This window comes from Pseudomonas ceruminis (assembly GCF_021602025.1).
In the GTDB taxonomy this organism is placed as follows: Bacteria; Pseudomonadota; Gammaproteobacteria; order Pseudomonadales; family Pseudomonadaceae; genus Aquipseudomonas; species Aquipseudomonas ceruminis.
In genome coordinates this window covers 16,545-26,711 of record NZ_BQHW01000020.1, presented here as the reverse complement: position 1 = coordinate 26,711, position 10,167 = coordinate 16,545, and the positions used below count along the sequence as shown (strand labels likewise).

Annotated in this window: 14 protein-coding genes; 10 read left to right on the top strand and 4 right to left on the bottom strand. The window is 63.2% G+C overall.

The genetic code is table 11. From position 1 onward, the window contains the following. The first annotated feature begins 30 nt into the window (after window positions 1-30). Window positions 31-606: a hypothetical protein gene (locus tag L6D80_RS21055; RefSeq protein ID WP_023383753.1), complete on the top strand. Its 576-nt coding sequence runs from the start codon at window positions 31-33 to the stop codon at window positions 604-606. A gap of 96 nt (window positions 607-702) precedes the next feature. On the opposite strand, the gene L6D80_RS21050 is transcribed toward L6D80_RS21055, so the two are convergent. Further along, on the bottom strand, window positions 703-1,497 hold the full coding sequence (locus L6D80_RS21050) for a hypothetical protein (RefSeq protein WP_023383752.1): 795 nt from the start codon (window positions 1,495-1,497) through the stop codon (window positions 703-705). Between the two features lie 84 nt (window positions 1,498-1,581). Continuing rightward, complete coding sequence (locus L6D80_RS21045) at window positions 1,582-1,944, bottom strand: hypothetical protein (RefSeq protein WP_175442734.1); 363 nt, start codon at window positions 1,942-1,944, stop codon at window positions 1,582-1,584. A 78-nt stretch (window positions 1,945-2,022) separates the two neighbouring features. On the opposite strand from L6D80_RS21045, the gene L6D80_RS21040 reads away from it, so the two are divergent. Beyond that, window positions 2,023-2,241, top strand: coding sequence for a co-regulatory protein PtrA N-terminal domain-containing protein (locus L6D80_RS21040; protein WP_004574529.1), 219 nt, complete (start codon window positions 2,023-2,025; stop codon window positions 2,239-2,241). Between the two features lie 152 nt (window positions 2,242-2,393). Here the strand turns inward: L6D80_RS21040 and merR are convergent, their stop codons facing one another. Beyond that, window positions 2,394-2,813: an Hg(II)-responsive transcriptional regulator gene (gene merR, locus L6D80_RS21035; RefSeq protein ID WP_004574528.1), complete on the bottom strand. Its 420-nt coding sequence runs from the start codon at window positions 2,811-2,813 to the stop codon at window positions 2,394-2,396. 71 nt (window positions 2,814-2,884) lie between these two features. On the opposite strand from merR, the gene merT reads away from it, so the two are divergent. The 8 genes from merT (at window position 2,885) to L6D80_RS20995 (ending at window position 7,030) form a co-directional block, all read left to right on the top strand. After that, window positions 2,885-3,235, top strand: a complete 351-nt coding sequence (gene merT / locus L6D80_RS21030) for a mercuric ion transporter MerT (RefSeq protein ID WP_004574527.1) — start codon at window positions 2,885-2,887, stop codon at window positions 3,233-3,235. A 13-nt stretch (window positions 3,236-3,248) separates the two neighbouring features. Then, window positions 3,249-3,527, top strand: a complete 279-nt coding sequence (gene merP / locus L6D80_RS21025; RefSeq protein WP_004574526.1) for a mercury resistance system periplasmic binding protein MerP — start codon at window positions 3,249-3,251, stop codon at window positions 3,525-3,527. Window positions 3,528-3,539: 12 nt separating this feature from the next. Further along, entirely contained in the window at window positions 3,540-3,971 is a 432-nt protein-coding gene (merC, locus tag L6D80_RS21020) for an organomercurial transporter MerC (protein WP_004574525.1), read from the top strand. Between the two features lie 12 nt (window positions 3,972-3,983). Continuing rightward, a complete protein-coding gene (gene merA, locus L6D80_RS21015) occupies window positions 3,984-5,666 on the top strand; it encodes a mercury(II) reductase (protein WP_004574524.1) in 1,683 nt (560 codons plus the stop codon). Window positions 5,667-5,686: 20 nt separating this feature from the next. After that, window positions 5,687-6,103: a hypothetical protein gene (locus tag L6D80_RS21010; protein ID WP_004574523.1), complete on the top strand. Its 417-nt coding sequence runs from the start codon at window positions 5,687-5,689 to the stop codon at window positions 6,101-6,103. Continuing rightward, window positions 6,103-6,465 carry a mercuric resistance transcriptional repressor MerD gene (merD, locus tag L6D80_RS21005; protein ID WP_004574522.1) on the top strand — a complete coding sequence of 121 codons (363 nt, stop codon included), beginning with the start codon at window positions 6,103-6,105 and terminating at the stop codon, window positions 6,463-6,465. Before L6D80_RS21010 ends, merD begins: the two co-directional genes overlap by 1 nt. Continuing rightward, entirely contained in the window at window positions 6,458-6,694 is a 237-nt protein-coding gene (gene merE, locus L6D80_RS21000; protein ID WP_004574521.1) for a broad-spectrum mercury transporter MerE, read from the top strand. Before merD ends, merE begins: the two co-directional genes overlap by 8 nt. 123 nt (window positions 6,695-6,817) lie before the next feature. Further along, the gene (locus L6D80_RS20995) at window positions 6,818-7,030 is read left to right on the top strand and encodes a DUF3330 domain-containing protein (RefSeq protein ID WP_004574520.1); all 213 of its coding nucleotides are present in this window, start codon (window positions 6,818-6,820) and stop codon (window positions 7,028-7,030) included. Between the two features lie 137 nt (window positions 7,031-7,167). Here L6D80_RS20995 and L6D80_RS20990 read toward each other — a convergent pair whose 3' ends face one another. Continuing rightward, window positions 7,168-10,164 (bottom strand): Tn3 family transposase, encoded by a 2,997-nt coding sequence (locus L6D80_RS20990; RefSeq protein WP_004574519.1) that lies wholly within the window; start codon window positions 10,162-10,164, stop codon window positions 7,168-7,170. Between the last annotated feature and the right edge of the window lie 3 nt (window positions 10,165-10,167).

Genomic DNA, 10,167 nt, shown 5'->3' with positions numbered 1-10,167 from the left:
ATCATGAAAAGCCTTTCTAGGAGAGACCCTATGCAATTCCAACCAGCGTTTGAGCAAATGCGTGCCATCGTTGAGGCTGATGACTGCCTTCTGCGTGGATTCAAACAAGACTTTTACCAGTTTGACCTGCTCCACCTCACCAAAACTGGGACGGTCGGCGGTCGATACGTTTGGGTCATCCGCGAAAACGGCACACACCTGGCTTCACTCGGCCTGCATCCCAAGCTCACTGAGTTTGTGGAATGCGCGCTCGACATGAAGGAGGCACTGCAGGTTTTCGAAATCACCCTGCTGAAGGATGGTGCTGCGACGATTAAACCTATCTCCGTGGAGATGGGGCGTGACCTGTTACGGCACCAGCAATACAAGTTCGAGGGACGGCACATCAAACGAGGCGGCCGCCTCGTTGCGCTGGTTGACATCGAGGTGCTGTACAACCGAGGCCAATACGGCGGTACCGTCACCTTCTCCTTCGAATCAACACCGAGCAGGGATGAAGAAACTGACTTCAAGCAAATCGCCCTGTGCCTATTCCAGCAGAAAGCGCAAAGCTTGTTTGCCTGTATGGACCACGTGACTTTCCAGACGCGCAATCTTGCTGCATGAGGTACCAACGCAATACCCCACCGCTGGCCACCTAGGTCAGCGGTTTTTTGTGCCCGAAAAAAAACCGGCCTCAAGGGCCGGTCGGTAGCGTTGCCTTCAGCGTGCAGCGAGCATTGCCATACGGCTCCGCTCCTTGCGTTCAAGCAATTGCTGGCTGTTGTACGGCCCAACCTCCTGGACGCCGCCCAGGTCATCGAGGTGCACCAGGTAATTTAAGTAATCATCACCAGGATTCGACCATAGGTGCCTCAGCCGCTCGTGGTTGAGCACATGTGCCTTGAACTCCTCTCGACTCAATTCACCACGGCCGAGGGCGACCTGCAGTTTCGAATACGCCAGGTAGTCTGGGCGCCAGCTTAAAGGGATAGCGCACAACGCGTGATGTACGCGATCCGAATCGGGCCATACCGGGGGAATGGTCGTCAGTTGTGCCATGGTTAGGCCCACCTCTTCTGCCGGTGCAGCGATGGGCGAGAGTTCGAACCTTGTCACATCGAACCAAGCATGGCCGGTCGCCGAATAAGCACCCGCGCTGATCGGTGACGCTGGTGCGCAACTATAGACCAGCCAGCTCTGGCAGCCAGCCCACTGTCGGATGAATCTCACCATTAGGGTGCCGTCGGCAACAGGCTTCCGCCAGATGCAAGCACGCAGGTGGTAATCGATATTGTAGGGCGCCAGGTCCGCAGGTAGATCAGCGTCGACAACAGTATCGAACACCTCAAACCCACTGGCGCCGATTCGCGCCAGGTAGCTGGCCCCCTCGGCGATTTCAAAGGCAGGGTCGAAGTGGAGCACGCCGGCAAGTGCCGTCTCCCCTCCTCCGGTTAGGCGAAACACAATGCGGCCGCGAGGCTTGTAGCTGTGGTTGAACTGTACGGTAGTGGTCATTTGTATACCCTCATCTTGGTCTGAGGGAATGCTTTGCAGCGCCCAATAAAAAACCCACCGCGAACGGTGGGTCAGGTGGAACGTTCAAGAACTGAGCAGGTAGTCCCCTGCGATGACAGCATTCGTAGCCAGGCCCTGCGAAGGGATTTCGACACGCTTGGTGCCGTCATCGATCAGCTCAACGAGTGTGGCGGCAAGTTTACGCACGATGACATTGTCGACCGTTTTGACTGGTACCGAGTGGCCCTTGTCCTGGAGCAGGATTTTGTAGCCGGTATCGTCGGAGTTGTGGGTAATCACCAGAAATCCATGCAGCTTGCTCGTGTTTACATTTACCTGCAGCGCAGGGCGGCGGGCGAGCCGAGATTGGGGTTTGGGGAGCAACGGAACAGAAAGTGCACTTAAGCCCTGCCATTTCCTCTCAGCGCCATAATCCAGGACCTTCATCTCCATCTCTCCTTGATTCCGTACTTAACTACGGAGATAGAGTCGGCTCGTGGGTAGAAAACCCGAGAGGAGGCTGTTATGAAATACCTAAGACTACTGCTGATAGTTGGTGCGACTCTGCTGTCATCCACCGTATGGGCCGAGAGCGGGAGCGACCGTTCAATCGAGCGAATCGCCGCTATGCGCGACAAGGCTGAGGCGGCCTTGGTGGCGGAAACCGCCAAGAAGATTGAGCAACTGGGGGCCACGGCGGCTGGCCGGGTCGAGGCGCAGCCCGGCTGTCCGCCTGCAAAGTAGAACATGAGCTGCTGATGCAGTACTAACCTGTGGCCTATGCAAGTGCTCCTTTGGCCATTCAGCGGCGCTCAATGAGCGCCGCTGTTTTGCCAAGCGCAAGCCGACCCCGGAGGTGCCTCACGCATCGGGAAATCCTCGGTTAACGCGCGGAGTCAGCGCAGTTCCTTTTCCCCCTGCAGCGAAACGATCAGCGGACAGGAAACCGTCCCGTGGCTCGCACAACAATCGTGAACCAGCCGCGCCAACACCGACTCGATCCGCCGCAGATCCGCGAGTTTCCCCCGCACATCCTCGAGCTTCTGCTCGGCGAGCACGCGCGCTTCGTCGCAGTGAGCGCCGTCATCCAATCGCAACAGCCCGGCCACCTCATCGAGGCTGAAGCCCAGTCGTTGCGCGGATTTGACGAATTTCACCCGGGCCACGTCCGCCTCGCCGTAGCGGCGAATGCTGCCGTAGGGCTTGTCCGGTTCGGGCAACAGCCCCTTGCGTTGATAGAACCGGATGGTTTCCACGTTGACCCCGGCCGCCTTGGCGAAGGCGCCGATGGTCAGGCTTTCCACAGTGTTTTCCATACTGCTTGACTCCGTACTTGACTACGGAAGTAACCTTAAACCATCGCTCACATGCTCGAAAGGAGAAATGCATGTCTGAACCATCAAACGGGCGCGCCCCTCTTGTCGCCGGGGGGCTTGCGGCGATTCTCGCCTCGACTTGCTGTCTTGGGCCGCTGGTTCTGATCGCACTGGGATTCAGCGGGGCCTGGATCGGCAACCTGACCGTGCTGGAACCTTACCGCCCGCTCTTCATCGGTGCGGCGTTAGTCGCGCTGTTCTTCGCCTGGCGACGCATTTTCCGCCCGGCTCAAGTCTGCAAACCGGGTGAGGTCTGCGCCGTGCCCCAGGTACGCACCACCTACAAGCTGCTGTTCGGGCTGGTAACGGCCTTGGTGCTGGTCGCGCTCGGCTTCCCCTACATCCTTCCCTTGTTCTACTGATCAGGAGTCCGCCATGAAAAAACTGCTTGCATCCTTCGCCCTCGCCACCCTAGTCGCCGCACCTGCCTGGGCGGCCACGCAGACCGTCACTCTGGCGGTGCCGGGCATGACCTGCGCCGCTTGCCCGATCACGGTGAAGAAGGCGCTGACCAAGGTCGAGGGCGTGACCAAGGCCGAGGTGAGCTATGAGAACCGCGAGGCCATCGTCACCTTCGATGATGCCAAGACCAATGTCCAGGCGCTGACTAAGGCGACCGAGGACGCCGGCTACCCGTCCAGCGTCAAGCAGTAGGCGGGCATTCCGATGGCAAACCCTTTCAATTTGTTCACGCGGATCGGTGACAAAGCCGGGTCCGTTGGCGTGCTGATTTCTGCCATAGGCTGTGCCTCGTGTTTCCCCGCCCTTGCCGGTCTGGGGGCCGCGATCGGTCTGGGCTTTCTGAGCCAGTGGGAAGGCCTGTTCATCACCACGCTGCTGCCGTTATTTGCCGGGCTGGCCCTGCTCGTCAATGCCCTCGGCGGGTTCAGTCACCGGCAGTGGCGACGCGCTGCGCCTGGCCTGATCGGCCCGGCCCTGGTGCTGATAGCGGTGTATTTGATGCTGGCTCACGGCTGGCGGAGCGGCTGGCTGCTCTATATCGGCCTGGCCCTCATGTTTGGGGTGTCCATCTGGGATCTCGTGTCGCCCGCCCACCGCCGTTGCTCCCCGACGTCCTGTCCGACTCCGCCAAAATGAAGGAATAACACTATGACCAAACTACAAATCGTCGGCATGACCTGCGCCTCCTGTGTCGAGCATGTGAAAGAGGCCTTGGAGAAGATCCCCGGCGTGCATCGGGCGGATGTTTCCTACGCCAGCGGGAAGGCCGAACTGAAGGTCGACGAGGGCGTAAGCCGTGAACAGATGCAGGCCGCCGTCGAGGCCCTGGGGTATCGAGCGGCGTTCGAAGACGCCACGGCACCTACCCGCTCAGGCCTGCTCGACAAGGCGCGGGGCTGGTTGAGCGGCAGCATTGGCGCCGGGAAAGATGGCGACAGGCTCCACGTGGCGGTCATCGGCAGCGGTGGCGCCGCCATGGCGGCCGCGCTCAAGGCGGTGGAAGGCGGTGCGCGCGTCACCCTGATCGAGCGCGGCATCATCGGCGGCACCTGCGTCAACGTTGGCTGCGTGCCCTCCAAGATCATGATTCGCGCCGCGCATGTGGCCCATCTGCGGCGCGAGAGCCCGTTCGACGCCGGACTGTCCACCACGAGCCTGACCGTCCTGCGCGAGCGGTTGCTCGCCCAGCAACAGGGTCGTGTCGACGAACTGCGCCACGCCAAGTACGAAGGCATTCTGGAGAGCACGCCGGCGATCACCCTGGTACGCGGCACCGCCCGTTTCCAGGACGGCCGCACGCTCAGCGTGGAACTGGCCGAGGGCGGCGAGCGCATCGTCGCCTTCGACCGCTGCCTGATCGCCACCGGCGCGAGCCCGGCCGTTCTACCGATTCCCGGACTCAAGGACACCCCGTACTGGACCTCGGACGAGGCGCTGGCGAGCGACACCATTCCTAAGCGGCTCGCCGTGATCGGCTCCTCGGTGGTGGCGGTGGAACTGGCGCAGGCCTTTGCCCGGCTGGGCAGCAAGGTCACGGTCCTGGCACGCAGCACGTTGTTCTTCCGCGAAGATCCGGCCATCGGTGAAGCGCTGACGGCAGCCTTCCGTATGGAGGGCATCGAAGTGCTGGAACACACGCAAGCCAGCCAGGTGTCCCACGTCGACGGCGAGTTCATCCTGAGCACCAATCATGGCGAGCTGCATGCCGACCGACTACTCGTCGCCACCGGCCGCACGCCCAACACCCAAGGCATGAATCTGCAAGGCGCCGGCGTGAAGCTGGACGAACGCGGTGCCATCCAGATCGACTCGGGCATGCGCACCAGTGCCCCGGATATCTATGCGGCCGGCGACTGTACCGACCAGCCGCAGTTCGTCTACGTGGCGGCGGCCGCAGGCACCCGTGCGGCGCTCAACATGACCGGCGGCGAGGCGAAGCTCAATCTCGACGCCATGCCGGCCGTGGTGTTCACCGATCCGCAGGTGGCCACCGTGGGCTACAGCGAAGCGGAGGCGCACCACGCCGGCATCGAGACCGACAGCCGCACCTTGACCCTGGATAACGTGCCACGCGCACTGGCCAACTTCGACACGCGGGGTTTCATCAAGCTGGTCATCGAGGAAGGTAGCGGACGGCTCATCGGCGTGCAGGCGGTGGCCCCGGAGGCGGGCGAACTGATCCAGACCGCCGCCATCGCCATCCGGGCGCGGATGACGGTGCAGGAACTGGCCGACCAGTTGTTCCCCTACCTGACGATGGTCGAGGGGCTGAAGCTCGCGGCGCAAACCTTCGCCAAGGACGTCAAGCAGCTGTCCTGCTGCGCCGGGTAATGAGCGCGCGAGGTTGAAGCATGAACGACACGGCAAGCGATCTCGGCAGTCGCGACAGCCTGCGCAAGACCTGGCAGGTAATCAGCTTATGGGGGCTGCCTGCCGTCGTGGCGACCATAGCGCTTGTTCTGGCGGATCGACGCCCTGCGTTGTTCCTGGCAGCGAGCGCCGCGCTACTCGTGATGGGCGGCGCCTGCCTGGTCAACGCCGCGCGCTGTCGCCGCCTTCACTGCTACATCACCGGGCCGTATTTCCTGATGCTCGCGCTGGGTGCGCTGCTGGCTTATGGGTTTGCCCCAAACGGCGAGTATCACTCCCGGCTGTGGTTGCTCCTGGCACTAGGGGTTACGCCATTGCTCATCTGGCTACCTGAACGCCTAGCCGGAAGGAAATATCTGAGCGCCCTAGTTTGCGGGGAAGACCGGGAGTGTCGGTGATGAATGCCTACACCATATCCAGACTGGCCGAGGACGCGGGCGTCAGCGTGCATGTGGTGCGCGACTATGTGCTGCGTGGCTTGCTGCACCCCGCGCGGCGCACGGAGAGCGGTTACGGCATTTTCGATGAGCGGTCCCTGGCGCGTCTGCGCTTCGTGCGCGCCGCCTTCGAGTCTGGTATCGGGCTCGACGAATTGGCACGGCTCTGCCGGGCGCTCGATGCGGACGATGGCGCCGACTTGATCGGCTGCGTCGAGTGCCTGCTCCGGCTAGTCACGGCACGGCAGGCGGCCTTAGCCGCAGTGGCAACCCAGCTGGCCGGGCTGACTCATTGCGCCGGCGAAGGTTCTGCCTATGCGTAACGCCGATCACGTTGAGTCAAGCAAGGTCTTCCGCTGGCGTGCTTACACCTGGGGCGTGCTCGCCGCGCTCACCTGCCCTTGCCATCTGCCGGTGCTGGCATTGCTGCTTTCGGGGACAGCGGCCGGCGCGTTCGTCAGCGAGCAGTGGAGCCTCGCGACGCTCGTGCTGGCGGTTTTCTTCATCCTCTTCCTGCGAGCGGCATTGCAGGCCTTTCGGAAGCGACCGTGACCCGCTCGGAGCACGGCGCGACCACCACTGCCGAGTTGGGCAGGGAGGCTGCAGGTCGATCGGCGCTCAGTCACGGGGGGAAAGCGTTGCTAGGTTTTCTTGGACGATGGAGGAACCCCCATCATGAACACAAACAACACCTCCACCATCAGCTGCTGCGAATGCTGCAAGGACATTCCCCTTGACGCCGCACTGACGCCGGAAGGTTCCGAGTATGTCGTGCACTTCTGTGGCCTGGAGTGCTATCAGCGTTTCATGTCGCGAGCAGATAAGAGGGCGGCATCCGAGCCTGATCACCCCTGCACACAAAAGGTCAGTACCCGTCAGGACGGCTAATTCGCGCTGCACCGGAAAAGTGGCTCTTGCTGGTCGCAGAAAGCGTGAGCCCGAGGACTCCGTCAGTCGCAATCCGTCTGAGCTGGAAGTGGCATCGAGTGCGGTGCCCGGCCGATTTCGAACCCAGGCCGTTACACCTACTGGTCGTCGTCCGGATTGCGCAGCGGCCGCAGTTCGCCGCGGGTAACCTCTTCCGGCACCGCGAAGGAGTAACGGCCCAGCATGTTGATGTGCTCGTGGATCAGTGGCGAGAGCCGCGCGACATCCTCCTCCAGCACCGGGTAGCCGTGCTGCCTGAGCCGTTCTACGGCCGCCGTCATGTAGAGGGTGTTCCACAGCACGATGATGTTCACCACCAGGCCGAGGGCGCCGAGCTGGTCCTCCTGGCCTTCGCGGTAGCGCTGGCGCAGCTCGCCGCGTTTGCCGTGGAACACGGCGCGGGCCAGGCTGTGGCGGCCTTCGCCCCGGTTCAGCTGGGTCAGGGTGGCGCGGCGCTTGGACTCGTCGTCGATGTAGGTCAGGGTGTGCAAGGTCTTCTCGATGCGACCGAACTCAGCCAGCGCCTGGGCCAGGCGGGTGGGACGATCCCCTGTTTGCAGGGTGCGCATGATGCCGGTGGCCGGCACTCGGCCGAGCTTGAGCGAGCCGGCCAGGCGTAGCAGGTCGTCCCAGTGCTCGGCGATCAGATCGAGCTTGACCGACTGCCGGGCCAGGCCGTTGAGTTTGCCGTAATCCGCCTCCGGGCGCGTGCGCCAGAAACGGGTACCGCCGACGTCGGCCAGGCGCGGGCTGAAGTGGTAGCCGAGCAGGCGGAACAGCCCAAACACCACATCGCTGTAGGCCCCGGTGTCGGTCATGATCTGCGTCGGCTGCAACTCGGTCTGCTGTTCCAGCACCACGGCCAGCAGCACCAGGCTGTCGCGCAGGGTGCCGGGCACGGTGATGGCGTTGAGGCCGGAGAACTGATCGGAAATCAAGTTGTACCAGGTGACGCCCCGGCCGGTGCCGAAATACTTCGGGTTGGGGCCAGCATGCACGGTGCGCACCGGTACCACGAAGCGCATGCCATCGGCGGAGGCGACCTCGCCGCCGCCCCAGACCTGGGCCAGCTCCAGTTGGCTCTGCGCCCCCACCAGAATGGCGTTTGCCACTGACAGCGTGTCGTCACGGATATAGTTCTGGCTGACCCAGGACAGCCGGTCGCGGCGTAGCGCCTGATTGTCGGTGCGGATCAGCGGCTCCAGGCCGGTGTTGCAGGCCCCACCCAGCAGCACCGCGCAGAGGCTGGTGACCAGGTTGTCGGCCCGCGCATTGCGCTCGGACACATGGGTGAAGGCCTCGGCGAAGCCGGTGCGAGCGGCGATTTCCAAGAGGATTTCCGGCAGATCGACACGCGGCATCAGATCAGCCACGGCTGCTCGCAGTTGCAGCAGCGAGTTCGGCTCCTCCAGCTTGTCCAGTGTGCCGAGCGAGAGCTCGGTCTTGCCCTCGGCGTTCTCGCTCAGCTGGATCGCGGGGTTGTCGGGTAGGCGGGCCGCGACCGCCTGCCAGGTCGCATCCAACTCGGCGCTCAGCGCATCCAAGGTGGTGCCGGCGTCAATGGTCAGGCCCAGCGAGCGGCAGATGATCGGCCGCGCCGCCAGCCATTCGGCACCGTCGAGCAGGCCGAGACGCGGGTCGGCATAGCGCCAACTGGGCGAGACGAACACGTCGCGCCGGCGCAGGGCCGTGCGCAGCGCATCGAGCGTGCAGAACACATAGGCGCCCATGTCGAGGGAGCCATCCTCGCGGGTAATGTGCTTCTGCCAAGCCTTGGCCACGATCTCCTGCGGCGCGTCATCCTCCGGTTTCCGGCGGGGCAGGTTCAGCTGCAACCAATCCAGGCCGGCGACCACGCCTTTGCCGGCCGGGCTGAAGCCGAAGCGGATGTGCTTGAGCAGGTCGGGCAGGAAACGGCGCACACTGCGGTAGCGCGCCTCCAGGGCGAGAAAATACACATCGTCAACCGGGCGGATCAGCGCATTGACATCTTCCAGGGCTTTCTCCAGCGAGGCCCTCGGCAGGTCGTTGAACAGCCGGGCGCGCACGTTGTCATCGCTGATTGAGCTGTCCAGCACGACCTTGCACGCGGCGGCGAGCGTCGCCGCCGAGCGATCCAGGTCTTTCAGGCTGCGCATGCGGGCTTTCTTGTCGGCCTTCTCCGCGTTGCTGAACAGGTCGCGTAACAGCGCTTCCAGGACCTCCAGGGCGTCGTCGTGCGCGGTGGCCTCCAGGCACAGGGCGAACGCCACCAGTGTCGCCATCCGCCGCGACGCCGGCAGCCGGTTGATCGCCGTGACCTTGGCGGTGTTGGCGAAGCGAGCCAGGGCCGCGATACGGCTGGGCGGGATGTGCGCCGCCGCTGGCAAGGCGATGCCGATGCCGCGCACGTCATCAAGCCGGCGCAGCGCCCGAATCAGTGCGGGGCCACTGACCATCACCGGGCCGGAGCGCAGTTGATCCAGCCGGGAACTGCGGTTGCCTTCGGCGACCAGCAGCAAGTCCTGTAGCTGCTGCCGTTGCGCCTCGCTCACACTGCGGCCAAGGGTTAGCCAGAGGCGTTCTTCGACCCGGCTGCGCAGTTGGGCGATGAACCGTTCCAGAACGGTGACGCCGGGCAGTAAAACCTTGTGCGTCAGCAACCAGGTCGTCGCCCGATTGAACAACTCGCCAGGACGATCTGTCCCTGTCCAACAGAGCGCATACAGCCAGCGGGCAAGTCGAAAGCCGACGCTGGAATCAGCAAACACCCGATAGCCGTAACGCTCCTGAATCTCGGCGGCATGACGTTGACGTTGGCGGGTTTCGGCATAGGCCAGGATACAAGTTGGATCGGTAATGCCTAACTGGCGACTGAGCGCTTGCAGCACCTCTTGGGGGACGGCTGAAAAGTCGTCGGGAAAAGTGCCCAGGTAGCGGATGCTGGTCAGTTGGGTGGCGTAGCCAAGGCGGTTGTGCTCGCCGCGCAGCGGTAGGAGGATTTTGTGGTCGTCGTCGCTCAGGTGGAAGTAGCGTTCCAGCTCCTCACGACTGGGGGCATCGACATAGCGGCCAAAACCGTCGCGTTGCTCCTGGGTCAGAAAACCGACCGGCATCGA